Raw genomic sequence first — 24,579 nt, forward strand, 5'->3', positions numbered from 1 at the left:
GCAATCTGGCTATGACCAACAAGGAGTGAATCATGATCGACTTTTACACCGCCGCAACCCCCAATGGCTTCAAGGTGGCCATTGCACTGGAAGAGCTGGGATTACCCTATCGGGTCATTCCCCTCGATTTGTCGGCACTGGATCAGAAGAAGCCCGAGTTTCTCGCCATCAACCCAAATGGCCGTATTCCGGCTATCGTCGATCGGGATAACGACGATTTCGCCGTATTCGAGTCGGGGGCCATCCTTATCTATCTGGCGGAGAAGGCGGGCAAACTGTTGCCGGCGGATCCCAAACGCCGCTCTCAGGCCATTCAGTGGTTGATGTTCCAGATGGGCGGGGTAGGGCCCATGATGGGACAGGCCAATGTCTTCTATCGCTACTTCCCCGAGAAGATCCCCGCCGCCATCGAACGCTACCAGAAGGAGGGGCGCCGCCTGTTCGAGGTGCTCGACAGCCATCTGGCTCATCACGAATATCTGGCGGACGAGTACAGCATCGCCGATATCGCCACCTGGCCCTGGGTGCGGATTTATGACTGGAGCGGCATCTCCATCGAAGGGTTACCCCATCTGCAAGCCTGGATGGATCGGATGGCCGAGAAGCCTGCCTGCCAGAAGGGGATCACCATACCGCCGCGCAAAGAGCAGCCGGATGAGCTGATCAAGCAGGCACAACAGATGGTAACACGTTGATTTTGAACCGCAGACGGGGCGTATTGCCCCGTAATATTAGAAAAACTAAGGCAAGCCGATTATAAAGATTCGTTCGTTTTCTGTGAGCTGAATCACTATGATGCCCCAATACCACCAAGCGTCCTGTGCGGTGGTCTGGCGGGCTCCCCGCATACTGTTTCCAACACTGTTTTTGATTGCATCACAGCCTCTGTGATCAGATTCCTCTGGGCCATTTTGTGCCAGAGGGCGGCAGCTTTTTTTCGATTTTTTGGGACTGATATGGATCGGCACAGTTTTTATCCGTTGTTTTTACTGACCATTTTGATGGTCGCTGTGGGCCAGATGACCCAGACCCTCTATGTCCCCTCCATTCCCATGATTGCGGGGGACTTCAATGTGGCCTCGGGCCAGCTGCAGGCAGTGATGGCCTGCTACCTGATCCCCTATGGCCTCTCCCAGTTTGTCTACGGACCGCTGTCGGATCGCATCGGCCGTCGCCCGGTGCTGATCGTCGGCATGATGGTGTTTCTGGTGGGCACCCTGATTATTCAGGTCATCCCCCATTTTGCCGCCCTGCTGGTGGGTAGCTTTATTCAGGGGCTCGGTACCGGTGCCGGTGGTGCCATGAGCCGTACCGTGATGCGCGATCGCTACAACGGCGCCGAGCTCAACCGCGCCAACAGTCTGGTGAGCATGGGGGTGATCTTCTCCCCGCTGCTGGCACCGGTGCTGGGGGGATGGCTGACCGAGCTGTTCAACTGGCGCGCCGGTTACTGGTTCCTGTTCGGTTTTGGTGCCGTAGCAACCCTGGCGATCATGGCCTGGTTTGGCGAGACCCTGACTGCTGCTGCCCGTCAGCCACTGCGCGTCGGTGCTGCCTATCGTCATGTGCTGGGCAACCCCAAGTTTCAGGGCAACCTGCTCTGCCTGATGGCGACCTTTGCCGGTTTGGCAGTGTTCGAGGCTGCGGCCGGTGTGCTGCTGGGCGATGTGCTGAAACTGAGCGCCCGTACCGTGAGCGTGCTGTTCGTGCTGCCGCTGCCCGGCTATTTGTTCGGGGCCTGGCTCTCTGCCAAGCTGAGCTTCCGTTTGACTCAGGGCAAGCTGATGCGTCTTGGCATCGCCTTTCTGGCTCTGGGGTCGCTTATCATTCTGGTGCCGGGGCTGTTCGGGGTGGTGAGTGCCGCCTCGCTGGTTGGTGGTGCGGCTGTCTACTTCATCGGTAGCGGTATTCTCTACCCGACCGCCACTTCCTGTGCCATCGAGCCCTTCCCGGGTCAGGCCGGCACCGCGGGGGCCATTCTCGGCGGGATGCAGAATCTGGGGGCGGGCGTGGTGACCCTGCTGGCCGCCGGTTTCCCGATGACTGGACAGGTGACCCTGGGGGCCATCATGACCCTGATGGTGCTGATCGTGGCGCTGAGCTTTGTCTGGTTACGCCACCATGGCTCCCCCCACGAGCAGATGGCCATCTAAATTTGCTTGCCAGTTGCAAAACAAAGCCCGCCTTTTGGCGGGCTTTGTCGTTATGGCTGTGTCCGTTTCACACCTTGTCCCATCGGGTTCTCCATTTATTGGGGGAAAGGTGTAAACCATATTCAGGACGGGACAGTTCGTTGATCATCAGGCAAAGAAAAAGCCCGTCACGCTGGTGACGGGCTTTTGCTGTTGGTACCCCGAGATGCCGTTGCCGGTTTGGGCCCTTGAACCGTCGGTTCAAGGCGGGGATCGGATCTGACCGCAGGCTTCTCGGTCGTGCCGAGCATGCGCAATAGCCAGAAGGCAGATCCCCTGTTTGGTATGAATATCGGCTCGGGGACTTGAACCGGCTGACAAACATCCCAGGGAATTTTAAAACGGTTTGCGATTAGGGCTGCTGCCCCTCTTCGCTGGAATCACCATATTGTCCGTGCTCGATCAGGGCCGCTTCGATGGTGCGCTGCAGCATCTTGATCCGCTTGTCCATGGTCTCAGAGTATTGGTGGTTCTTCTCTTTTTCAAGGCAGAGCTCATGACAGAAATTGAGCGCCGCCATGATAGCCAATTGCTCGTTGCTGGAGACTTTGGAACGTTGACGCAGGTCGATCAACTTGTCGGTCAGCTGCTCGGCGGCCTGGCGCAGGGCATCCTGCTGTCCCAAGGGACAGGATACCTTGTAGGGACGTCCCAAAATGACGATTTCTACGGCCTCTGTGCTCATGCCTTCCTCAATACGGCGGAGCTGATTTCCGCCTTTATCCACGTGGACAACTGGGCGGGACTATATAGCGCAGATGCATAAGTTTCAAGGCCTTGCTGGCTCTGCAAGAGGGAGAATGCTAGGATCCTGACCATTAATTCTGCAAATTTGCCTGAACTTTGAGCGGATCCTCTATGAGCAAAACAAACCCCCTTAAATATGCGGCTGTGGCCGACATCATGGAGCAGCATGAGCTGATGGCCAGTGCAGTCGAGGCCCATGGTGTGATCTGCGGTCTGGTGTGCGGCGGTGTGGCACTGGACGACAAGAGTTGGGTGCCCCATTTCAACGATCTGGTGAACGACGGTTTCGGCCTGCCGGCCCCGGTGCGCCAGGTGATGACCGATCTTTATCACAATGTGGTCGAGAGCCTGATGGCCCAGAAGGGCGTCGAGCTGCTGTTGCCAAGCGATGATGCTCCCCTTGATGAGCGCATCGATTCGCTGGTGGACTGGTCACAGGCGTTTCTGGCCGGTTTCGGTGTGGTGCAGCAGGAGCTCTCTCGCGCGTCGGAAGAGCTGCAGGAGATGATCCAGGATATCGCCAGCATCACTCAGGTCTCTGCCGAGTTCGATCAGGAAGATGACGAGAACGAAGCCTCCTTCCTGGTGCTCTACGAACACGTCAAGCTGGGGGTCATGATGGCCTTCGAAGAGTTTGGCAAGCGCCCCGATACCCCGAGCGCGCCGCCGACCCTTCATTGAGGTGCGGGTCAACGCGACCCTTACTGAATCTGTAAGAGCGCCTGATGGCGCTCTTTTTTATTCCCTTGTGGTGGCTAACCCTGTGAGGCGCAACCGGTTTTTTGCCGGTGACCTCGCATTCGGCCAGCGGCTTTGTGATAGCATGAGGCCACCTTTTTCACTTCTTCCTCTCTGCTTATGTCTCAATCTGATGTGCGACAGGTCGATGTCACCCTGGTCGGCGGTGGAATGAGCGGCGCCGTGCTGGCCCTCTCGCTGGCAGCCCTGCTTCGATCCGATGGCTCCCCCCTCGAGATCCTGCTGCTGGAGGCAAGCGTCCCCGAACAGCACACCCATTCAGGCTTCGACGCCCGCGCCATTGCGCTCTCGGCCGGTACCTGTGATGCGCTGTTGCGACGCGGACTCTGGCCGCTGTTTGCCCCCCATTGCGCTCCCATTACCCAGATTCATGTCTCGGATCGGGGCCACTTCGGTCAGGCTCGCCTGTCGGCCGCTGAATACGGTCTGCCCGCGCTGGGCCAGGTGATCGAGCTTGCAGCTGCCGGTCATGAGCTGCAACGGGCGATGGCGGTCTCTCCCAATATCCGGGTCTGTTGTCCGGCACGGGTGAGCGAGATTGTGCCCGATGAGGAGAAGGTGACCCTCACCCTTGAGGACGGTGAACAGATTGAGACCCGCCTGCTGGTGGCGGCAGACGGCGGCAACTCCTTTGTGCGTCAGCACTTCAAGTTGCCGGTGACCCGCCACGACTTTGAGCAGCACGCCATCATCGCCACGGTCAAAACGGCGCAAGACCCAGAGGGACGCGCCTTCGAGCGTTTTACCGAAGGGGGGCCGCTGGCCCTGCTGCCAATGCAGGATGGGCTCTCCTCGCTGGTATGGAGCGTCGGGCAGCATGAGGTGGATGAGCTGATTGCCCTCGATGAGGTGGCGTTTCTTGCCCGTCTGCAGCAGGCCTTTGGCTGGCGGCTCGGTCGCTTCGAGCGATGTGGCGTGCGTAATGTCTATCCGCTCATTCTGACCGCCTGCGACTACCCGCTTGCCCAGCGCACCGTGCTGGTCGGTAATGCCGCCCACGCCCTGCACCCGATTGCCGGGCAGGGCTTCAACCTCGGGATGCGGGATCTGGACCTGCTTACCGGCGCCGTAGCCAAGGCGTTGGCAGAGGGGGAGGATATCGGCAGCTTCAAGGTGCTGAACGGTTACTGGCAGCAGCGTCAGCGCGATCAGGCGCAGACCGTCTGGCTCACCTCTTCGCTGGCCCAGCTCTTCTCCAATGGTCACGATCCGCTGGTGGCGGGGCGCAATCTGGCGCTCACCCTGATGGGGCGATTCCCGTGCCTCAAAGCGCCGCTTGCCTCGCGCACCCTGGGCTTTGTCGCTGATGTGTGCGGCAACTAGCCAGCACTTGTTGAGCTGAAGCTGTTGACCGGAAGATGGTGACCGCCATTCGTTGATCAAAACCTATTGAATAAAGAGGTGATGCCTGCGGGCGTCCTCTCGCTGGCCAGCCGGTCAGCCCTGAAAGGATGAGATGATGCAGATGCAAAATGTGGATGTGGTGATTGTCGGTGGCGGCATGGTGGGGCTGGGGCTTGCTGCGGCCTTGAAACATAGCGCCCTCAAGGTGCTGGTGGTGGAGGGGCAACTGCCTGACCCGCAGCTGGGGGAGGTGGCCGATAATCGGGTCAGCGCCCTGAGTCTGGCCAGCCAGCAGATCCTGCGCCATGTCGGCGCCTGGAACGGCATTGAAGCGCGCCGCCTGCAGGCCTACGACAAGATGGCGGTGTGGGAGCAGGACAGTTTTGGCTATATCGACTTCGATGCCGCCAGCCTGCGTCAGGCCAACCTCGGCCATATCGTCGAGAATCGGGTAATCCAGCTGGCGCTGCTTGAGGCGATTGAAGGTGCCAGCAATATCCAGTTGCTGACCCCCGCCAGAGCCAATAGCCTGCAGAGCGGCCCGGCGGGCGCCCTGCTGCTCCTTGAAGATGGTCAGGCTATCTCGGCCAAACTGGTGGTAGCCGCCGATGGCGCCCACTCCTGGGTGCGCCGTCAGGCCGATATCCCGCTCACTAGCTGGGATTATGGCCACCACGCGCTGGTGGCGACGGTGCGCTGCGCCGAACCCCATGAAGCTGTTGCTCGCCAGATCTTCACCCCGGATGGCCCGCTCGCCTTTTTGCCGCTGTGGCAGGAGAACCTCTGTTCCATCGTCTGGTCGCTGCCTGCGGCCCGCGCCGAGGCGCTCTGCACCTGCGATGACGAGCAGTTCAACCGCCAGCTGACTGCCGCCTTCGACGCCCGGCTAGGTCTGTGTAAGGTGGAGGGGCCGCGCAGCGCGATTCCTCTTACCGCCCGCTATGCCCGCGACTTTGCCCGCGAGCGGCTGGTGCTGGTGGGAGATGCCGCCCACACCATCCACCCGCTGGCGGGGCAGGGGGTCAACCTTGGCCTGCTGGATGCTGCCGCGCTGGCGGAGCAGATCTTGCAAAATCATGCCGCGGGCGAGGATATCGGCCTGCTCGCCAACCTGCGCAGCTACGAGCGCTGGCGCAAGAGCGAGGCGGCTCGCATGCTGGCTGCGATGGAAGGGCTCAAACGGCTGTTCAGCGGGGCCAACCCGCTCAAGAAGCTGGTGCGGGGCGTGGGATTGCGCGCGGCCAATCTGCTGACGCCCTTCAAGGAGGGGGTGATCCGCGCCGCCATGGGGCTGGAGGGAGAGTTGCCCGCATTGGCCCGTCCTGACTGGGTCGTTGCGGCGACCAAGGGCAGTGCCATGCAGGCCAAGGGTGAAAAAAACTAATATTACTCGCCGTTTTTGACAACAAAAGTAATCCGACAAGGCTGATGACCCGTTTTGGGTGTCAGCCTTTAATTTTGCTCTGGAGCGAAACGTTTTTCTGCAAATTGTGACGAAACGTTAAAAATCAAAATTTAATCTCGCCTGAGTCGGCTTATGGCTGTTTTTATCACTGCATTTATCTTAGTGTCTGGAGTCAGTTTTACGGGAGGGGATTAGTTTTTTTTGAGCGGCACGCTCGCCTGCTTGTCATATAATTCGCTCCGTTCAAGGAATCCCTCTTGCCTGGCAAGGGCAGGAGCGAGCACACACTTTTGGATCCGGTCGCTTTTTGCTGTACGTATTGCAGTCAGAGCGGTGGCGCGGGTCGCAAGGGTGGTCGCCAAAGCGAAAAGGCTTTTTGCTAAGGAAAGAATGCGATGATCCAGACTACTGTACTGCATCCCAAACACCTGGAAGCCGGCGCCAAGATGGTGGACTTCCACGGTTGGGAAATGCCCATCAACTACGGCTCCCAGCTGGAAGAGCACCACGCGGTGCGCAGCGATGCCGGTATGTTCGATGTCTCCCACATGACCATCGTCGATTTGACCGGCGAACGGGTCAAAGCCTTTCTGCAACATCTGCTGGCCAACGACGTGGCCAAACTCACCGTCTCCGGCAAGGCCCTCTACAGCGGCATGCTCAACCCGGAAGGCGGGGTGATCGATGACCTCATCACTTATTACCTGACCGATACCTTCTACCGACTGGTAGTCAACTCTGCTACCCGCGAGAAGGACCTGGCCTGGATCCGCCATCACGCCATCGACTTTGATGTCACCGTGACCGAGCGTCCCGAGCTTGCAATGATCGCGGTGCAGGGGCCTAACGCCAAGCTCAAGGTGGCTACCGTGCTGAGCTCAGCCCAGCGCACCGCCGTGGTGGGGATGAAGCCCTTCTTCGGCGTGCAGGCTGGCGATCTCTTTATCGCCACCACCGGTTACACCGGCGAGGATGGTTATGAAATCGTGGTGCCGCAAGAGAAAGCCTGCGAGCTGTGGCAGGCACTGCTGGATAACGGCGTCGCCCCGTGTGGTCTCGGTGCCCGCGATACCCTGCGCCTCGAAGCGGGCATGAACCTCTACGGTCAGGATATGGACGAGTCAATCTCTCCGCTGGCCGCCAACATGGCCTGGACCATCGCCTGGGAGCCGAGCGATCGCAACTTTATCGGCCGCGCTGCGCTGGAAGCCCAGAAAGCGGCGGGCAACCAGCCCAAGCTGGTGGGGCTGGTGATGGAGGAGAAAGGGGTGCTGCGTGCCGGCATGCCGGTCACCTTCACTGCGGCAAACGGTGAGAAGCGGGAAGGTGTGATCACCTCCGGCTCCTTCTCGCCCACCCTTGGCTACAGCATCGCGCTGGCGCGGGTGCCTCGCGATATCGGCGAGCAGGCCGAGGTGGAGATCCGCAAAAAGCTGGTCACGGTGAAGGTCACCAAGCCCGCTTTCGTCCGTAATGGCCAGAAGCTGGCATAACCCTCTTACATTTGCAGGCGGGCAGACGTCCGCCTGCCCGATTTAGCAATGAGCGTTTCAACCCGACTCAAAGATCAAAGGAAACAGAGATGAGCCATATCCCGAGCGAACTGAAATATGCCACTTCCCACGAGTGGATCCGTGTCGAAGGCAACGGTGAGGCCGTGGTCGGCATCACCGAGCACGCCCAGGAGCTGCTGGGTGACATGGTGTTTGTCGAGCTGCCGGAAGTGGGCAAGCAGGTCAGTGCCGGTGACGACTGCGCCGTGGCCGAGTCGGTCAAGGCGGCCTCCGACATCTACAGCCCGGTGAGCGGCGAGATCATTGCCGTTAACGAAGAGCTGGAAGGGAGCCCCGAGCTGGTCAACTCCGACCCCTACAGCGCTGGCTGGCTGTTCCGCATCAAGCTCGATGACGAGAGCGAGCTGGCCAACCTGCTGGATGCCGAAGGCTACCAGAACGTGGTGGACGAAGAGTAATGCCCCCGGGCCCTGCCAACACAGCAGGGCCCCTTTGTATGACCGCCAGCCGGGCAAGCACCGGCCGGTGGAAGGGTGAAGTCGTCCGCGCCTGCCGTTTGCCAGCCTGGGAGCCTAGGGGCAAACAGGCCGGTTCGCAACAAGGCGATCCCCTCTCGATGCTGCCGCAGCATCCGGTGCCGCGCCCTGTCTGCGGGACCCAGAACATGAGTGGAGTCGGTATCAGCCGACGATCAGGAACATCAGGTCTTGGTTATCAGGATGTCATGCCAGGACTTATTTATCAGGAAATAGGGAAATGACCCAGTCACTGTTTGAACTCGAGCAAAAAACCGATTTTGTCCGCCGCCATATCGGCCCGGGCGAGGAAGAGCTGCGCCAGCTGCTGGCGACCGTTGGGGCCGAAAGCCTGGACGATTTGATTGAACAGACCGTGCCCGCCGCCATTCGCCTGCCGGGTCCGCTGGGGATCGGTGCCGGCATGACCGAAGTGGAGGCGCTGGCAAAGCTCAAGGGCTATGCCGCCCAGAACAAGATTGCCAAGAGCTATATCGGCATGGGTTATCACGATACCCATGTGCCCCACGTCATTTTGCGTAACGTGCTGGAAAATCCGGGTTGGTATACCGCCTACACCCCCTACCAGCCCGAGCTGGCACAGGGCCGTCTCGAAGCCCTGCTCAACTTCCAGCAACTGACGCTGGATCTCACCGGCATGGATTTGGCGAGTGCCTCCCTGCTGGATGAAGCGACCGCCGCCGCCGAGGCGATGGCGCTGGCCAAACGGATGGCCAAGTCCAAATCCAACCTCTTCTTCGTGGCCGATGATGTGCACCCGCAGGTGATCGACGTGGTCAAGGAGCGCGCGGTTCACTTTGGTTTCGACGTGGCGGTTGGCGCCGCGAGCGATGCGGTGAGCGAAGAGGTGTTTGGTGCCCTGTTCCAGTACCCCACCACCACAGGTGAGGTGAAAGATCTGCGAGCCCTCATCGCCGCCGTACAGGCCCAGAAGGGGCTGGCCTGCGTCAGCGCCGACTTGCTCTCCCTGTTGCTACTCAAATCCCCGGGCGAGCTGGGCGCCGATGTGGTGTTGGGGTCCGCCCAGCGCTTTGGCGTGCCCATGGGTTACGGTGGCCCCCACGCCGCCTTCTTTGCCACCCGCGATGCCTACAAACGTTCCATGCCGGGTCGTATCATCGGTGTCTCCAAGGATGCCCGTGGCAAGGCTGCGCTGCGTATGGCGATGCAGACCCGCGAGCAGCATATCCGCCGCGAGAAGGCCAACTCCAATATCTGTACCGCACAGGTGCTGCTGGCTAACATGGCGAGCTTCTACGCCGTCTACCACGGCCCGGTAGGGCTGAAAACCATCGCCTCCCGCGTGCACCGTCTCACCACCATTCTGGCGCTCGGCCTCAAGGCCAAGGGGGTCGCCCTCAAGCATGCCAGCTGGTTCGATACTCTGACCGTGCTGACGGCAGATAAAGCAGCACTTATTGCCAAGGCTGAAGCCAATGGCATCAACCTGCGCGCCGATCTCGACGGTGCGGTAGGGATCTCCCTCTCTGAAACCACCACCCGCGGCGATGTGGTCGAGCTGTTTGATCTCTTCCTCGGTCAAGGCCATGGACTGGATATCGAGGCCCTCGACAAGGCGGCTCAGGCCTATCACGCCATCCCGCAGGATCTGCTGCGCAGCGATGCCGTGCTGACCCACGAGGTGTTCAACAAGTACCACTCCGAAACCGAGATGCTGCGTTATATCCACCGTCTCGAAGCGAAAGATCTGGCCCTTAACTACGCCATGATTTCGCTCGGCTCCTGTACCATGAAGCTCAACGCCACCGCCGAGATGATCCCGGTGACCTGGCCCGAGTTTGGCAAGTTGCACCCGTTCGCCCCGCTGGCGCAGGCCAAGGGCTACCAGTTGCTGCTGGCCGACCTCGAAAATTGGTTGGTGAAGGTGACCGGTTACGATGCGGTTTGCATGCAGCCCAACTCCGGTGCGCAGGGCGAGTACGCTGGTCTCTTGGCCATCAAGAAGTACCACGAGTCCCGCGGCGAAGGGCATCGCGACATCTGCCTGATCCCGGCTTCTGCCCACGGCACCAACCCGGCCTCTGCCCAGATGGCGGGGCTCAAGGTGATCGTCACCGCCTGTGACAAGTCCGGCAACGTGGATCTCGACGACCTGCGGGCCAAGGCGGCCGAGGCGGGGGCTCAGCTCTCCTGTCTGATGGTGACCTACCCCTCCACCCACGGGGTGTATGAGGAGACCATCAAGGAGGTGTGCGACATCGTTCACCAGCACGGTGGTCAGGTCTATCTGGACGGTGCCAATATGAACGCGCAAGTCGGGTTGACGGCGCCGGGCTTTATCGGGGCGGACGTCTCTCACCTCAACCTGCACAAGACCTTCGCCATTCCTCACGGTGGTGGCGGCCCGGGCATGGGCCCCATCGGCGTGAAGAAGCATCTGGCACCGTTCGTGGCTGGCCACGCCGTGGTCAAGACCGACAAGGAGAGCCGTGACAATGGCGCCGTGTCGGCGGCACCGTTCGGCTCGGCCAGCATCCTGCCCATCAGCTGGATGTATATCGCCATGTTGGGTGACGAGGGGCTGAAGAGATCCACTCAGGTCGCCATCCTCAACGCCAACTATCTGGCCAAGAAGCTGGGTGACTCCTTCCCGGTGCTCTACTCTGGCCGCAACGGTCGGGTGGCCCACGAGTGCATTCTGGATATCCGTCCGCTCAAGGAGGCTTCCGGCATCAGCGAGATGGACGTGGCCAAGCGGCTGATGGACTACGGCTTCCACGCACCGACCATGAGCTTCCCGGTAGCGGGCACCCTGATGGTCGAGCCGACCGAGTCGGAATCCAAGCGCGAGCTGGATCGCTTCGTCGAAGCGATGACCTCCATCCGCGCCGAGATTGCCAAGGTGCAGGAGGGGCAGTGGAGCCTCGCCGACAACCCGCTGGTCCATGCGCCGCACACCCAGGACGATGTGATGGATGCAGAGTGGAATCGTGGCTACAGCCGTGCCGAGGCGGTCTTCCCGTCCGACGCCGTGCGCGCCGCCAAACTGTGGCCCTCGGTCAACCGCATCGACGACGTCTACGGCGATCGCAACCTGCTCTGCTCCTGCATTCCGACCGAGGATTACGCCAAGTAAGTGGCGTTTAGGTGCAACAGTTAAGCCGTATAAACAACAGGGCCACCCAGACGGGTGGCCCTTCGTTTACATGGACTTTATCTGCATGCTGCTATCCGAACGTCCGGCTTAAGTCCTTGAGCTGGCTCGCTTTGCTCTGCAAGTTGGCACTGGTTTCACTCACTTGATCGATTTTGAGACTGTTATCGTGAGAGAGCGAGGATATCTGGTTGATATTGCGACTGATCTCCTCGATGACCGCTTGTTGCTCGGTGGCCGCGGCGGTGATCTGGTTGGAAAAATCAGAGACCTTGTCTATCTCGACCACAACCTGATTCAGGTTGCCGGTACTTGCCCGGGTGGTGGCGAGGCAGGCGTTGGTTCTGGTCACATTGAGATGCATCATCTCTTTCCATCCCCCCAGGGTTTGCTGGATATGGCCAATGCTGTTCTGGATCTGCTCTGTCGCCTTGTGGGTTCTGGTCGACAGGCTGCGAACCTCGTCCGCCACCACTGCAAAGCCGCGCCCCTGATCGCCTGCCCGTGCGGCTTCGATGGAGGCATTGAGCGCCAGCAGGTTGGTTTGATCTGCAATGCCGCGAATTTCGCTCATGATGGTGCCGATCCGCTCGGATTCGCTCGCCAGCTCGACAGCTGACTGAAAGGCTTGCTCCGCCTGGGTGGCAAGCGCCGACATCTCTTCTCCTGCTTCCGAAAGCTGGGTGCTGGTGGTGATGCAGTGGCTGCGGGCCTCTTCAATCTGGCTGTTGCTGTCTTGAATATTGCGGTTGATCTCCTCGGCGGCCGAAGCCATCTGGGTGACGGCGGTGGCAATCTGCTGGATCTGCGTGTCTTGCGAAGAGATATCCTGGCTGGCCAGCGAGGCGGAGCCGCGCAGGTCATTGGCCATGGCATTGAGCGAAGCCGTGGTGTCATCCACCCGGCCGAGCACGGTACGGATCCTCGCTTGCCCGAGCTTGATATGGAAATCGGCGATGCTGTGGGGGGCATCCCCCGAGAAGATAAGGCGGCTGATGCTGTCGTAATCCTGCTCGAGCTGCTGCAAGAATCGCGGTGTGAGGAAGAGAGGGTGGCGATTGAACCAGATGGCTGCCAAGAGAGGAATGATGACCCAAAGCGCCTGCAGCGGTGAGAGCAGCCAGAGCGCGCTGATCACGCTGACGAGCAGCAGAGGGATGGTCATCATGGCCGGTGTGAGTTGACGCAGGCCCATGTGAATGGCAGAGCCGGTTTCACGGGCTTTAAGGGTTTTGTACATCTTGCTGGCACGCGCTTTGTGCTCTGCGGCGGGACGGCAGCGGACGGATTGGTAACCCACCATCTTGCCATCTTCATAAATCGGGGTGACATAGGCATCAACCCAATAATAGCGACCATCCTTGCAGCGGTTTTTTACCATGCCTCGCCATGGTTTGCCTGCCTGCAGGTGGGCCCAGAGATCGGCAAACGCTGCCTTGGGCATGTCGGGGTGGCGCACCAGATTGTGATGCTGCCCCAACATCTCTTCCAAGCGATAGCCTGCCACCTGACAAAACGCCGGATTAGCGTAGGTGATGTCCCCTTTGAGGTCGGTCGTCGATACCAACTGGATATCGTCGGCAAATTCAACCTCGGTATCTGTGGTGTGAAGCGAGCTGGTTACCATGATCAGGCTCCGGTTTCGGCGTAACGGAATACTTCGTTTGAGTATGGCAGAGGATGTTCATTTATTGTGTTGTTGCACATTAACTCTTGTGCTACTGCGTGGGGACGGGATGAGTCTCACATTTTTACAGCGCGGTTTGGCGAGGAAAGGCAAGCCAAGTAACATGGCGTGACTTATGGCTGTGCAGCGAGACAGGTAACGCAATGAAGTTGGATGCGATTTTATGGGATTATGATGGCACCTTGGTCAATTCGGTGCCGAAGAATATCGATATCACCAAGCAGATCCTGGCTGAGGTCGCCCCCCATCTGACCGGAGAGCATCTGCCGCGCTATCTGCGTAGTGAAGCGGAGTATCACCATGCCAATCACGCCGCCAAGAACTGGCAGGCGCTCTATATGGATTACTACGGTTTGTCGCGGGACGAGATGGTGCTGGCTGGCAGTCTGTGGGCCAAGCATCAGGAGATGAACCGGACCGAGGTGCGTTTTTTTGCGGGGCTGGAGGCGGTGATTGACCATTTCTCTGCCATTCCCCACGGAATTTGTTCGCAGAACTCCCAAAAAAACATTCGCCGGGTACTGGAGCTGCATGGCGTGAACAGCCTGTTCAAGGCTGTGGTCGGCTATGATGACGTGCCCGGACAGCAGCAAAAACCTCATCCTTTCGGTGGCCTCAAATGTCTGGAGTCTATCTTCGGCCCAGCCAGGTGCCAGTCGCTGATCTATATCGGTGACCATGAAGCGGATGTGCAGTTTGCCCGTCATTTGCAAGCGGCGCTTGGCGAGCAGAGCCGTGTGATATCGGTGGCTGTCGGCTATAGCCGCGCGACCCCGGAGCGCTGGGAACACCAACCCGACCATATCGCCCGTGACGTCGAGGATCTGCTCCCCATTATCGGGCAATATCTGTAACGCCGGTTGCAGATTGTCGTACGGAACATGCAAAACGCCGATCAGTTGATCGGCGTTTTGTCTATGTGAAGCCTGATGGTTTCACACTCTGCTGGCTTAACACCCTGTCTGTTTAATGATGGGCGACTTAAAACAACAGTTGCGTCAGGTAGCCCATCAGGATCGCCATGCCGAGGATCACGGTAAGGAAGGCCGCAATCATCGGGGTTCTGAACATGGATTTGAGCAGGATCACCTCGGTTAGACTGGCACCGGCACTGCCGATGATCAGCGCCATGACGGCGCCCATCCCCATCCCTTTGCCCAGCAGTACCGACGCCAGCGGGATCACGGCCTCGGCGCGGATGTAGAGCGGGATCCCGACGATGGCGCTGAATGGAATGGCCAGCGGGTTGTCGGCACCAGCATGGGCGGCGATCCACTCGGCCGGAATAAAGCCGTAGATAAATGAGCCGATAAGCACCCCCAGCAGCAGGAAGGGCAATACCGCTTTGAACTGCTGCCAGGCATCGATGCGAGCTTTGACCCAGGCGGTGGGGAGCTGTGGCGCACTGGCTAGGGTTGCAGTGCCATCGCCGCAGCAGGAGAGGGCGGCCGGCTCTGCCATCTCTGGTTGCGGTGCCGGGCAGCACGCTGCCCCGTTGAGGGGTTTGATTGCACGAATGGCGCTGCGTTGGTTGTCACTGCAATGTGCTTGAGTGGTGGCGCGGGTCGCCGGGCCACAGCCGCTACCGCAAGAGGGGGTGGCCTCTTTGGGGTCGATGACATGGCGCTCGAACCCCAATCTGTCGAGCAGCATGCTCGCCATGATGGAGACGCTGGCAGCGATCACGGCGTAGAGCAGGGTCACTTTCCAGCCAAAGGTGGCCCACATCAAGCCGACGATGATGGGGTTCAGCAGTGGCGAGATAAACAGGAAGGTGAGGGTGGGGCCAAAGCCAGCCTTGGCCGAGAGCAATCCTCTCAGCATGGGGATGGTGGAGCAGCTGCAAAAGGGGGTGACGGCACCGAGCAGGGCCGAGAGCAGATAGCCTTTGCCATGTCTCGCCCCCAGCATCCGCTGGATCTTTTCGTCGGGGATCTTCTGACGGATCAGGCTGACCCCGGCGCTAATGACCAGAAACAGCACCGACAGCTCGACAGCCAGAAACAGGAACATCTGGGCTGCATCGGTCAGCATGGTTAACCACTCATTCATTGTCGTATCCTCACTTTGTTTCTACATTTCCAAAATAATCGAAATTAATGGTCGGTCAAGATATTTCTGGTATTATCGAAATGTCAAATTCGTGGAGGGCGCAGAGATGCAACTGGAAGAGGTCGCCAAGGCATTGAAAGAGCTGGGTCATCCGACCCGGCTGTTTATCTTCAAGCATCTGGTCAAGGCGGGAGAGCAGGGGCTGCCGGTGGGGGAGCTGCAAAAGCAGCTGGCGATCCCCGCTTCTACCCTCAGCCACCATATCGCGGCGCTGGTCTCGGTGGGGCTGGTGAAGCAAAACCGGGAGAGTCGCACCCTGCTTTGCGTCTCTCAATACGCGGTGTTGGAGGAGATCATCGCCTTTTTCCGCGATGAGTGTTGCGTCAACAGCCCGGAGCATCGGCAAGATCAAAGGCAAGAACTGTCTTCCTGAGGGCTATGGCTGCTAGTCGTGCTGCGCGCAATAAAAACGCCGATCATGCGATCGGCGTTTTGCATTGTTTTTCTCAACTGCGGGTATTAACCCAGATTGGCTGCAACCTTGCTTTGGGCCTGTCCTTTGCGCTTGATGACAAAGCCAATGCCCAGTACCACCAGCCAGGCGGGGATAAGTTCGACCGAGATGCGGAAATCGGGGGTCATATACATGATCACCAGAATACCGGCCATAAACGCGAGGCAGAGGTAGTTGCCGAAGGGGTACCAGAACGCCTTGAACTTGGGCTGGACGCCTTCTGCGACCTTGGCCTTGCGGAACTTGAGGTGCGCGAGGCTGATCATCGCCCAGTTGATCACCAGTGCGGAGACCACCAGCGCCATCAGCAGGCCGAACGCCTTGCCCGGCATCAGGTAGTTGATCAGCACGCAGAGCAGGGTGGCGATGGCCGAGACCGAGAGGGCAACCAGCGGCACGCCGCTCTTGTTGGTCTTGAGCAGGGCTTTCGGGCCGTTGCCCTGCTTGGCCAGACCGAACAGCATCCGGCTGTTGCAGTAGACGCAGCTGTTGTAGACCGACAGTGCCGCCGTCAGTACCACGATGTTGAGTACGGTGGCGACCAGATTGCTGTCCAGAGCGTGGAAAATCATCACGAACGGGCTGCCGCCTTCCACCACTTTACCCCAGGGATAGAGGGACATCAGGATAGCCAGGGCGCCGATGTAGAAGATGAGGATGCGGTAGATCACCTGATTGGTGGCCTTGGGAATGCTCTTCTCGGGGTTGTCCGCTTCGGCGGCGGTAATGCCCACCAGCTCCAGACCGCCAAAGGAGAACATGATCACCGCCATCGCCATCACCAGACCGCTGATGCCGTTGGGGAAGAAGCCGCCCTGGGCCCACAGGTTGGTCACGCTCGCCTCGGGGCCGCCGGCACCGGAGATGAGCAGATAGCCGCCAAAGCCAATCATGCCGATGATGGCGACCACCTTGATTATGGCGAACCAGAACTCCATCTCGCCAAACGCTTTGACGTTGGAGAGGTTGATGGCGTTGATCAGCACGAAGAAGAAGGCTGCCGACATCCAGGTCGGGATCTCGGGCCACCAGTACTGGACATAGATGCCCACCGCGGTCAGCTCGGCCATGCTCACCAGCACGTAGAGCACCCAGTAGTTCCAGCCGGACGCAAAACCGGCAAACTCGCCCCAGTATTTGTAGGCAAAGTGGCTGAATGAACCGGCTACCGGCTCTTCCACCACCATTTCACCGAGCTGGCGCATGATCAGGAAGGCGATAAAGCCGCCGATGGCATACCCCAGCAGGACCGAGGGACCTGCCATCTTGATGGTTTGGGCAATGCCCAGAAAGAGGCCGGTGCCGATGGCGCCGCCCAAAGCAATCAACTGAATGTGGCGGTTTTTAAGGCCGCGCTTCAGCTCCTCACCGTCTTGTTTCAAATCCATGGGTCTGTCCTTACGTCTCTGTTGTCTCTGGTCGGTGTTGGGCTCATCCTGAGCAGGCCGCAGTGCGTAGCCAAAACCTGACGAAAGCTGTATTTATTTCGTTACACCATGCCATTTTCAATTTTTAGTGTTGGCTGGCAACCGAAGCAGAATAGTGATAATCCGCCATGAATGCACCTGTTTTCCATCTCTAATGGCCGTGTTTTGTACCAAAGGCAGCTTTTTCATGATCTGAAGAGGCTTCTTGGTAGTTTTTGGTTAATGTTTGTGCAGTCGAATTCTGTTTGATTGACATTTTGTCTTGTTGGTGTGCTTTTGTGGTGCCAAGCCACAAATGGATGCAAATGATGCCAAACAAGCGAGAGTACAGGGAAGAGTGCAGGGAGTTGGAGTACAGAAAGTGCGAAAGCGTGCTGCAACAGGGGGTTGCCCGGGGTGTACAGGTGGCGCTCTGGTTAGGGATTGCCGCCAGTCCGCTGTTGTTGCTGGTGGCCGCGATTATGTTGCTGGGTTGGCTGTTACTCGGTGATCAGGAGTTGCTGCACTACTGGCAGTCGCTGTTGCTGGCGGGTGGGGTAACGGGGGCGCTCGTTGGCGGCTGGCTGGCGGAGCGGGTTCGCCTGCGCCACGGTTTGCTGGCCTTCTATGCCCGGTTGATGAACAACCCGGAGCTCAATCGTTAGTTAACGCTGGCTGTTTGCCGAGCGCAGCAGAACGGAATCGAATAGCGGCTAACTGGCTGCAGGTGACAAGGGCACAACGCTAAGGTCGACAAGAAGAGGGATAAGCATTTGTGGTGCTTATCCCTTTTTTATCCACGCTTTTCACTGTCATCTATGTGAATTGCAGTTCGCCACAGCTGACTTTCGCCGCGACACTGTAATTTTTATCTTTTGTTGATGCCGATAGCTGTCAAGCTGGCTTAACAGAGCTGGCGGCGCAGACCGGTTGCCTCGAGGACCTTGGCGCTGATCTCCTCCACCGAGTGGGAGCTGGTATCGAGGAAGCGGATCGCCTCCTGGCGAAACAGCCGCTCCACGCAGGCCAGCTCCTGCTCGCACTGTTCGATGGAGGAGTAGCGGCTGTTGGCACGGCGCTGGTTACGGATCTCGTGCAGCCGCTGCGGCGCTATGGTGAGGCCAAACAGCTTGTGACGGTTGGCCTTGAGGGGGGCGGGCAGCTCCAGCATCCCCATGTCCTGCTCGATAAAGGGGTAGTTGGCGGCGCGAATGCCGAACTGCAGCGCCAGATAGAGGCTGGTGGGGGTCTTACCGCAGCGGGAGACCCCGATCAGGATGATGTCCGCCTCATCGTACTCTTTGGTGGTGATGCCATCGTCGTTGGCCAGTGCGAAGTTGACCGCCTCGATGCGATCGTCATAGAGCTTGCGATTCTCCATACCGTGGGTGCGGTGGAGGCGGGGCTCGGCTTTTACCCCCAGCTCCTGCTCCAGCGGGCTGACGAAGGTATTGAGAAAGTCGTGGCCGCACGCCTCCGATTTCAGTACCTCTTCCCGTACCAGCGGGTCGACGATGGTGTGAAACAGGATGGGGCGTACACCGGTCTGGCGGAACTGCTCGTCGATCCGCATCCGTACCTGACGGGCTTTCTCCAGTGTCTCCACAAAGGGGATAGTGATCTGCTCGAAGGCCAGCGGAAACTGGCTCAGTACCGCGTGACCGAACACTTCGGCGGTGATGGCGGTGCCGTCTGAAACATAAAATACGGTGTGCACGTAGGGCTCCTGTGATACCGCGGGTGGGGTCGCATGGGGTAAGGGGTGAGAAGTATCTCCCGAAACCATACCAGTTTTGTCAACCGGTCTGCTGTGCCCAAGTTGTGAAGTGGCTTGCAAACCTGAATCGTTATCTTTTTGTGTCGCCATTGTAGAATGTTCCGGTCATTCGACCATCCCCAACGCTTGCTCGGGGATTTTTTTGAAGACCACTGGAAAACTTTTCATGGTCGTTGGCAACAAAAGAAACAGACAATAACGCACCTGACTTACCCATAACCTCATCGATTAAATCGGGCGCACGAGGTGCTATGGCATCGGTGCCCACCAACCTGGAGACATCCAAGTGCAACAGTACGTGCTCTGGTACGAACAACTCGGAATGCAGGACGTAGAACGAGTTGGCGGCAAGAACGCATCCCTTGGCGAGATGATCAGCAACCTCTCTGGCGCCGGCGTATCCGTGCCGGGGGGCTTTGCCACCACCGCCTTTGCGTTTAACGAGTTTCTGGAGTCAAGCGGCCTCAACGGCAAGATCCACCATCTGCTCGACAATCTGGACGTGGACGATATCGCCGCCCTCAACCGGGCCGGTCAGCAGATCCGCGACTGGGTGATCGAAGCCCCGTTCCAGCCCGAGCTGGAGCAGGCGATCCGGGTTGCCTATGAAAAGTTGAGTGCCGGTTTGGGTGATGGCATGAGTGCCTCGTTTGCGGTGCGCTCCTCCGCCACCGCCGAGGATATGCCGGACGCCTCCTTTGCCGGTCAGCAGGAGACCTTCCTCAACGTACGTGGCATCGATGCCGTCATGACGGCGGTCAAGCATGTGTTTGCTTCCCTGTTCAACGATCGCGCCATCTCCTATCGGGTGCATCAGGGCTATGACCACAAGGGCGTTGCCCTCTCGGCCGGGGTGCAGCGCATGGTGCGCTCGGATCTCGCCGCCTCCGGCGTCATGTTCACCCTGGATACCGAGTCCGGTTTCAACGACGTGGTCTTTATCACCGGCGCCCATGGTCTTGGCGAGATGGTGGTGCAGGGTGCGGTCAACCCCGACGAGTTCTACGTGCACAAGCCGACCCTCAAGGCAGGACGCCCGGCGGTGGTGCGCAAGACCCTCGGCTCCAAGCTTATCAAGATGACCTACTCGGACGATGTCGGTCACGGCCGCCAGGTGAAGATTGTCGATACCAATGAGGCCGAGCGCAGCCGCTTCTGCATCAGCGATGAGGAGGTGATGGCGCTGGCGAAACAGGCCCTCATCATCGAGCAGCACTATGGCCGCCCGATGGATATCGAGTGGGCCAAGGACGGGCAGGATGGCAAGCTCTACATCGTCCAGGCGCGCCCGGAAACCGTACGCAGCCGTCAGGAGGCCAACACCCTCGAGCGTTTTGCCCTCAAGCAAGCGGGCAAGGTGCTGATCGAGGGGCGGGCTATCGGTCACAAGATTGGCGCGGGCCCGGCGCGGGTCATCTCCTCCATCAGCCAGATGGATGAAGTGCAGCCCGGCGATGTGCTGGTGACCGACATGACCGACCCGGACTGGGAGCCCATCATGAAGCGGGCCTCCGCCATCGTAACCAACCGGGGGGGGCGCACCTGTCACGCCGCCATTATCGCCCGCGAGCTGGGCATTCCGGCAGTGGTGGGCTGTGGCAACGCTACCGATCATATTCAGCCGGGCCAGCGGATCACCGTCTCCTGCGCGGAAGGGGATACCGGTTTTATCTATGACGGCGAGCTGGACTTCGACGTGGCGGTGACCGAGGTGGGCAATATGCCGCGCCTGCCCATCAAGATCATGATGAACGTCGGCAACCCGGACCGCGCTTTCGACTTTGCCCAGTTGCCCAATGCCGGGGTAGGACTGGCACGCCTTGAATTCATCATCAACCGGATGATCGGGGTGCACCCCAAGGCGCTGCTGGAGTTTGACCAGCAAACCCCAGAGCTCAAGGCCACCATCGGCAAGATGATCGCCGGTTACGACAGCCCGCGGGAGTTCTACGTGGCCAAGCTGACCGAGGGGATCGCCACTCTGGGGGCCGCGTTCTGGCCGGAGCGGGTGATCGTGCGGATGTCGGACTTCAAGTCCAACGAGTACGCCAATCTGGTGGGCGGTCGTGGCTACGAGCCCCACGAGGAGAACCCGATGATCGGTTTTCGTGGTGCGTCCCGCTACATTGCCGACAGCTTCCGCCCCTGCTTTGCCCTCGAGTGCGAGGCGATCAAGCGGGTGCGCGATGTGATGGGGCTGACCAACGTCGAGGTGATGATCCCCTTCGTGCGCACCGTGGGCGAGGCGGAGCAGGTGATCGACATCCTGGCCGAGAACGGTCTGCGCCGCGGCGAGCGGGGGCTCAAGGTGATCATGATGTGCGAGATCCCGAGCAATGCCCTGTTGGCAGACAAGTTCCTCGAGCACGTGGACGGTTTCTCCATCGGTTCCAACGACATGACCCAGCTCACGCTTGGACTGGATAGGGATTCCGGGCTCATCGCCCATCTGTTCGACGAGCGCAACGAGGCGGTCAAGGCGCTGCTGGCGATGGCGATCCAGGCTGCGCGCAAGGCGGGCAAGTACGTGGGGATCTGCGGCCAAGGCCCATCCGATCACCCGGACTTCGCCGCCTGGCTGGTGGAGCAGGGGATCGACTCGGTGTCGCTCAACCCCGATACCGTGGTCGATACCTGGCTCTATCTGGCGGAGCAGCATGGCGCCAAGTAAGTCACTGTCAAAATGAGCAGCAGAAAGGGGGCCATGATGGCCCCCTTTGTTATCTGTGTGTCGCGACCTATTTCGGCTGCTGTTCGGCCCCCGACAGCTCGATCTGTACCTTCACCCCTTCGCTCTTGAGCTTGGTGGCGATGGCATTGAGATCGGTGCCCGACTTGGCCTCAAGCAGGGCAATGCCGCCGCTGCTCTGCTTGAAGTTCAAGCCGTGGCGAGTCGCCAGCGCCTTGGCGCTGGTATCGTCAGCTTCCACCAGCAGGGTACCGCTGACGGTGAGCGCGGGGCTGGCCGCCCCTTGCATCAACACGTCGCCGCGACGCAGGCTTTGCTGCGGCACTTTGTCATCCAGACTACGGGCTACCCGCTTTTTGCTGCCGTTGTCAGGAATGAGGTAGGTCTGGCCGTTCACCTCTATGGTGCTGTACTGCTTGCCATCCATGGTGACGGACTCCTCGGCGCAGAGCTGTCCCGAGAGGGGGGCCAGCAGGGTTGCCAGAAGCAAGGTAACAGGTTTGTTCATGGTAATACTCCTAGCGTGTTAGCTGCGGTTGGCATCGTGACCCAGGACCCGCAGGGACCATGAGATCAGCTTGCCCGGTTGGCGATTGTTGCGCTCGGTCAGGGTGGTACGCTCACGGGTCTCGCGATTGAGCAAAGAGACCTGACGGGTACCGTTGGCAACGTCGGTCACTTCCAGTCGCCACTGGCCTTCGGCCGATTCGCCGTAGAACTTGTTGGATAGCATCCGCATGTCGCGCAATCCCTTGGTTCGCACAAAGCCCAGTTGCTGCTGGTCGAGAGATTGGCCGACCAGGCTGTTGAAGGGGCTCAGCAGGATGCTGCGGGTGCCGGCGGGGGAGACCAGTTCGATCAGCAGATCGGGCAGGCGCTGGTGATCCAGGCTCACCATCACCTGAACCGCTTCTACCGTCAATGGTGTGGCAATGCGGGTTGTCGAGCTGGTCGGGCTGTTGCCCACATCCGCAATGGCGGCGGCACTGCCGCTGACATTGATCTTCTGCCATGGCAGCTGTACCAGCGGGGGCAGGGGCTGGTGATTGGCTGCCAGCTCAAGGGCCTTGTTGACGTCGATCAGACCAAAACCGTAAGTCGGGCTGAACCACATGCCGGCGGCATTGCGCTCCCACCCTTCCAGCCCTTTCACATCGCGCACCTTGCCGGTGCTGCTGGTGTAGCTGACCATCACAGGTTTCTGTGTGGCATCGACCCGGGTTGCGCTGCGCGCCAGCAGATCCCGCAGGTCACGTACCGACAGATCCGGGTAGGCAGACATCAGCAGCGCCATGGCGCCGGAGGTGCTGGGGGTGGCGGAGGAGGTGCCGTTCATCACGCCGTTGTAGTCGCAGCTGGCATCCAGTTGCGGGTCGCCGTGCAGCCTGTTGGTACTGGGATCGTCGGTGCGGTTGTAACCCATGTCGCAGCCGGGCAGATCCGTGGTCACCATCGCCGGAGAGTCGGTGCCGTATTCGCCGCCGGTCGCGCTCAGGAAGATGTTGCTGCCGACGCTGGAGTAGGAGGATCTGACGCCATCGGCGTTGAGAGCGCTCACCACCAGGTTCCAGAAGTTGCTGTTGGAGGGATCGAGGTTGCTGTTTTCAAACGGCAATTTGGGGCCATTGCCGGTGCGGTTAAGCACATAGCCGCCCGCCGCTATCTTGTTGAAGCCGTTGCCGGCAGCCTTGATATAGGCCGCACCCTGCGCCTTGAGGGTCTGCTGTTCAAACAGACGATCAAGCTGGGATTGATCCAGAGAGTTGGCAGAGCGGGGATCCACCACACTCATGCCGTAGCTCTGGTTGAACACCCGGTTGTCGCGGCTGGCATCGCTGTCGCCAAGGGCGTAGAGCCAATCTTTCTGCAACTGCTGGCTGTTGTCATCCAGCAGGTTGAACCCCTGCAGCTGGGCTCGCGGGGCAATTCCCTTGGTTCCGATGGCGTTGTCTACCGCCGCAATAATGCCGGAGACCGAGGTGCCGTGGGCCGTATCCGGAGCGGTCGGGGTCGGGTCATCGCTGCCGGTCACCACGTTTTTTGAGCCCGGACGCACGTTGTCCGCCAGATCCGGGTGGGCGATAGCCAAGCCATCATCCACCACGGCCACATTGACTCCCTGGCCCAGCACGCCGGTGCGATGAGCCCACCAGAGGTTGAGATCATTGCCCGCTATACCGCCACGGGCGCTGAATCCATCCTGGCCGCTGTTGAGCAGATACCACTGCTGATCCTGCAGGGGATTGGCACCTGGCAGGCAGCGCTCGGTGCTGCTGCGTCCGATATCCATGCCGCTCTCCTTGCCGGTGAGCGGCGCACAACCTTCATTTGCCTGAACGAGCGCACTGGGCAGGGTCGACAGCAGTGCTGTGATCGCCAGTGCTAACGATGTTTGCTTCATTATTTTTTTAACTCCATCTTGGATCGCACTCATCCTGAGTGCGACGGAAATCTATACACGGGTGACCGGGGTTCAAAAAGAGCCATTTTCAAAAAACGCAATGAGGTTCAAAGAAATCCGATTCAGTTTGTGGTAGGTATTCCAATGACACTGGTTATGTGTTCTATTGAGAATGGTTCTCACCGCTCGCTACTGATCTTTTTATCTGTAATTCACTCCTCTCGCGACTCTCCTTCGCCGCAGCCATCTCGATTCGGGGCAATCCCGAGGGGAGCTCGTGCGCTCTTGAACGTGAGCGGCATGGTTGTGTGTGCCAACGTGAGTGCAGCTATGCATTCGGGGGTGACAGCAAGGGTGATGAGGTGGAACCAGCGGTTTATTGCTTGGCGGCGGTGGATGGCTCTGTTATGGTAAATGAAGTAGCCGTTTGGATGGCTAGAT

The 24,579-nt window shown here is 59.5% G+C and carries 20 protein-coding genes and 1 other RNA gene; 12 read left to right on the plus strand and 9 right to left on the minus strand.

The window, feature by feature from the left end; genetic code table 11:
• Nucleotides 1–32 precede the first annotated feature (32 nt).
• Nucleotides 33–695 carry a glutathione S-transferase family protein gene (locus tag I6L49_RS02605; protein ID WP_005333923.1) on the plus strand — a complete coding sequence of 221 codons (663 nt, stop codon included), beginning with the start codon at nucleotides 33–35 and terminating at the stop codon, nucleotides 693–695.
• A gap of 261 nt (nucleotides 696–956) precedes the next feature.
• Nucleotides 957–2,153, plus strand: a complete 1,197-nt coding sequence (gene emrD / locus I6L49_RS02610) for a multidrug efflux MFS transporter EmrD (protein ID WP_216950547.1) — start codon at nucleotides 957–959, stop codon at nucleotides 2,151–2,153.
• A gap of 193 nt (nucleotides 2,154–2,346) precedes the next feature.
• Here the strand turns inward: emrD and ssrS are convergent.
• Nucleotides 2,347–2,528: non-coding RNA, 6S RNA (ssrS, locus tag I6L49_RS02615), on the minus strand.
• A gap of 16 nt (nucleotides 2,529–2,544) precedes the next feature.
• Entirely contained in the window at nucleotides 2,545–2,877 is a 333-nt protein-coding gene (gene zapA, locus I6L49_RS02620; protein ID WP_005333910.1) for a cell division protein ZapA, read from the minus strand.
• A 173-nt stretch (nucleotides 2,878–3,050) separates the two neighbouring features.
• On the opposite strand from zapA, the gene I6L49_RS02625 reads away from it, so the two are divergent.
• The 3 genes from I6L49_RS02625 (at nucleotide 3,051) to I6L49_RS02635 (ending at nucleotide 6,426) form a co-directional block, all read left to right on the plus strand.
• Complete coding sequence (locus I6L49_RS02625) at nucleotides 3,051–3,620, plus strand: UPF0149 family protein (RefSeq protein ID WP_005346580.1); 570 nt, start codon at nucleotides 3,051–3,053, stop codon at nucleotides 3,618–3,620.
• Nucleotides 3,621–3,797: 177 nt separating this feature from the next.
• Nucleotides 3,798–5,021 (plus strand): 2-octaprenyl-6-methoxyphenyl hydroxylase, encoded by a 1,224-nt coding sequence (ubiH, locus tag I6L49_RS02630; RefSeq protein WP_216950548.1) that lies wholly within the window; start codon nucleotides 3,798–3,800, stop codon nucleotides 5,019–5,021.
• A gap of 136 nt (nucleotides 5,022–5,157) precedes the next feature.
• On the plus strand, nucleotides 5,158–6,426 hold the full coding sequence (locus I6L49_RS02635; protein WP_216951575.1) for an FAD-dependent 2-octaprenylphenol hydroxylase: 1,269 nt from the start codon (nucleotides 5,158–5,160) through the stop codon (nucleotides 6,424–6,426).
• Nucleotides 6,427–6,638: 212 nt separating this feature from the next.
• On the opposite strand, the gene I6L49_RS02640 is transcribed toward I6L49_RS02635, so the two are convergent.
• Nucleotides 6,639–6,866, minus strand: a complete 228-nt coding sequence (locus I6L49_RS02640; RefSeq protein WP_216950549.1) for a hypothetical protein — start codon at nucleotides 6,864–6,866, stop codon at nucleotides 6,639–6,641.
• Between I6L49_RS02640 and gcvT the strand changes: the two genes are divergently transcribed.
• The 3 genes from gcvT (at nucleotide 6,843) to gcvP (ending at nucleotide 11,594) form a co-directional block, all read left to right on the plus strand.
• The gene (gene gcvT, locus I6L49_RS02645; RefSeq protein WP_216950550.1) at nucleotides 6,843–7,940 is read left to right on the plus strand and encodes a glycine cleavage system aminomethyltransferase GcvT; all 1,098 of its coding nucleotides are present in this window, start codon (nucleotides 6,843–6,845) and stop codon (nucleotides 7,938–7,940) included. The genes I6L49_RS02640 and gcvT overlap by 24 nt on opposite strands.
• An 89-nt stretch (nucleotides 7,941–8,029) precedes the next feature.
• Entirely contained in the window at nucleotides 8,030–8,419 is a 390-nt protein-coding gene (gene gcvH / locus I6L49_RS02650; RefSeq protein WP_216950551.1) for a glycine cleavage system protein GcvH, read from the plus strand.
• A gap of 298 nt (nucleotides 8,420–8,717) precedes the next feature.
• Nucleotides 8,718–11,594 (plus strand): aminomethyl-transferring glycine dehydrogenase, encoded by a 2,877-nt coding sequence (gcvP, locus tag I6L49_RS02655; RefSeq protein ID WP_216950552.1) that lies wholly within the window; start codon nucleotides 8,718–8,720, stop codon nucleotides 11,592–11,594.
• A 91-nt stretch (nucleotides 11,595–11,685) separates the two neighbouring features.
• Here the strand turns inward: gcvP and I6L49_RS02660 are convergent, their stop codons facing one another.
• Nucleotides 11,686–13,239, minus strand: coding sequence for a PAS domain-containing methyl-accepting chemotaxis protein (locus tag I6L49_RS02660; RefSeq protein ID WP_216950553.1), 1,554 nt, complete (start codon nucleotides 13,237–13,239; stop codon nucleotides 11,686–11,688).
• Between the two features lie 203 nt (nucleotides 13,240–13,442).
• Between I6L49_RS02660 and I6L49_RS02665 the strand changes: the two genes are divergently transcribed.
• Nucleotides 13,443–14,153 (plus strand): HAD family hydrolase, encoded by a 711-nt coding sequence (locus I6L49_RS02665; RefSeq protein ID WP_042053133.1) that lies wholly within the window; start codon nucleotides 13,443–13,445, stop codon nucleotides 14,151–14,153.
• Nucleotides 14,154–14,280: 127 nt separating this feature from the next.
• Here the strand turns inward: I6L49_RS02665 and I6L49_RS02670 are convergent, their stop codons facing one another.
• Nucleotides 14,281–15,351, minus strand: a complete 1,071-nt coding sequence (locus tag I6L49_RS02670) for a permease (RefSeq protein ID WP_042053132.1) — start codon at nucleotides 15,349–15,351, stop codon at nucleotides 14,281–14,283.
• Nucleotides 15,352–15,457: 106 nt separating this feature from the next.
• Here I6L49_RS02670 and I6L49_RS02675 point away from each other — a divergent pair, with 106 nt between their 5' ends.
• Nucleotides 15,458–15,784 carry a helix-turn-helix transcriptional regulator gene (locus I6L49_RS02675; protein ID WP_042053131.1) on the plus strand — a complete coding sequence of 109 codons (327 nt, stop codon included), beginning with the start codon at nucleotides 15,458–15,460 and terminating at the stop codon, nucleotides 15,782–15,784.
• Nucleotides 15,785–15,870: 86 nt separating this feature from the next.
• On the opposite strand, the gene I6L49_RS02680 is transcribed toward I6L49_RS02675, so the two are convergent.
• The gene (locus I6L49_RS02680; protein WP_005333893.1) at nucleotides 15,871–17,253 is read right to left on the minus strand and encodes an amino acid permease; all 1,383 of its coding nucleotides are present in this window, start codon (nucleotides 17,251–17,253) and stop codon (nucleotides 15,871–15,873) included.
• Nucleotides 17,254–17,600: 347 nt separating this feature from the next.
• On the opposite strand from I6L49_RS02680, the gene I6L49_RS02685 reads away from it, so the two are divergent.
• The gene (locus I6L49_RS02685; RefSeq protein WP_080771376.1) at nucleotides 17,601–17,936 is read left to right on the plus strand and encodes a hypothetical protein; all 336 of its coding nucleotides are present in this window, start codon (nucleotides 17,601–17,603) and stop codon (nucleotides 17,934–17,936) included.
• A gap of 239 nt (nucleotides 17,937–18,175) precedes the next feature.
• Here the strand turns inward: I6L49_RS02685 and I6L49_RS02690 are convergent, their stop codons facing one another.
• Nucleotides 18,176–18,988 (minus strand): pyruvate, water dikinase regulatory protein, encoded by an 813-nt coding sequence (locus I6L49_RS02690; RefSeq protein ID WP_005344832.1) that lies wholly within the window; start codon nucleotides 18,986–18,988, stop codon nucleotides 18,176–18,178.
• A gap of 346 nt (nucleotides 18,989–19,334) precedes the next feature.
• On the opposite strand from I6L49_RS02690, the gene ppsA reads away from it, so the two are divergent.
• Entirely contained in the window at nucleotides 19,335–21,719 is a 2,385-nt protein-coding gene (gene ppsA, locus I6L49_RS02695; protein ID WP_216950554.1) for a phosphoenolpyruvate synthase, read from the plus strand.
• A gap of 67 nt (nucleotides 21,720–21,786) precedes the next feature.
• Here ppsA and I6L49_RS02700 read toward each other — a convergent pair whose 3' ends face one another.
• Nucleotides 21,787–22,245, minus strand: a complete 459-nt coding sequence (locus I6L49_RS02700; RefSeq protein WP_216950555.1) for a hypothetical protein — start codon at nucleotides 22,243–22,245, stop codon at nucleotides 21,787–21,789.
• Nucleotides 22,246–22,263: 18 nt separating this feature from the next.
• On the minus strand, nucleotides 22,264–24,138 hold the full coding sequence (locus I6L49_RS02705) for a S8 family serine peptidase (protein WP_216950556.1): 1,875 nt from the start codon (nucleotides 24,136–24,138) through the stop codon (nucleotides 22,264–22,266).
• Nucleotides 24,139–24,579 lie beyond the last annotated feature (441 nt).

The sequence above is a fragment of the Aeromonas sp. FDAARGOS 1419 genome, assembly GCF_019047045.1.
GTDB lineage: Bacteria > Pseudomonadota > Gammaproteobacteria > Enterobacterales > Aeromonadaceae > Aeromonas > Aeromonas veronii.

Coding starts and splice junctions, on each gene's coding strand:
- I6L49_RS02640 (WP_216950549.1), bottom strand. CDS start 6,866: ATGCAGTACAGTAGTCTGGATCATCGCATTCTTTCCTTAGCAAAAAGC.
- I6L49_RS02670 (WP_042053132.1), bottom strand. CDS start 15,351: ATGAATGAGTGGTTAACCATGCTGACCGATGCAGCCCAGATGTTCCTG.
- I6L49_RS02605 (WP_005333923.1), top strand. CDS start 33: ATGATCGACTTTTACACCGCCGCAACCCCCAATGGCTTCAAGGTGGCC.
- I6L49_RS02705 (WP_216950556.1), bottom strand. CDS start 24,138: ATGAAGCAAACATCGTTAGCACTGGCGATCACAGCACTGCTGTCGACC.
- zapA (WP_005333910.1), bottom strand. CDS start 2,877: ATGAGCACAGAGGCCGTAGAAATCGTCATTTTGGGACGTCCCTACAAG.
- I6L49_RS02680 (WP_005333893.1), bottom strand. CDS start 17,253: ATGGATTTGAAACAAGACGGTGAGGAGCTGAAGCGCGGCCTTAAAAAC.
- I6L49_RS02685 (WP_080771376.1), top strand. CDS start 17,601: ATGCCAAACAAGCGAGAGTACAGGGAAGAGTGCAGGGAGTTGGAGTAC.
- gcvH (WP_216950551.1), top strand. CDS start 8,030: ATGAGCCATATCCCGAGCGAACTGAAATATGCCACTTCCCACGAGTGG.
- emrD (WP_216950547.1), top strand. CDS start 957: ATGGATCGGCACAGTTTTTATCCGTTGTTTTTACTGACCATTTTGATG.
- gcvP (WP_216950552.1), top strand. CDS start 8,718: ATGACCCAGTCACTGTTTGAACTCGAGCAAAAAACCGATTTTGTCCGC.
- I6L49_RS02635 (WP_216951575.1), top strand. CDS start 5,158: ATGCAGATGCAAAATGTGGATGTGGTGATTGTCGGTGGCGGCATGGTG.
- I6L49_RS02660 (WP_216950553.1), bottom strand. CDS start 13,239: ATGGTAACCAGCTCGCTTCACACCACAGATACCGAGGTTGAATTTGCC.
- gcvT (WP_216950550.1), top strand. CDS start 6,843: ATGATCCAGACTACTGTACTGCATCCCAAACACCTGGAAGCCGGCGCC.
- I6L49_RS02700 (WP_216950555.1), bottom strand. CDS start 22,245: ATGAACAAACCTGTTACCTTGCTTCTGGCAACCCTGCTGGCCCCCCTC.
- ubiH (WP_216950548.1), top strand. CDS start 3,798: ATGTCTCAATCTGATGTGCGACAGGTCGATGTCACCCTGGTCGGCGGT.
- I6L49_RS02675 (WP_042053131.1), top strand. CDS start 15,458: ATGCAACTGGAAGAGGTCGCCAAGGCATTGAAAGAGCTGGGTCATCCG.
- I6L49_RS02665 (WP_042053133.1), top strand. CDS start 13,443: ATGAAGTTGGATGCGATTTTATGGGATTATGATGGCACCTTGGTCAAT.
- I6L49_RS02625 (WP_005346580.1), top strand. CDS start 3,051: ATGAGCAAAACAAACCCCCTTAAATATGCGGCTGTGGCCGACATCATG.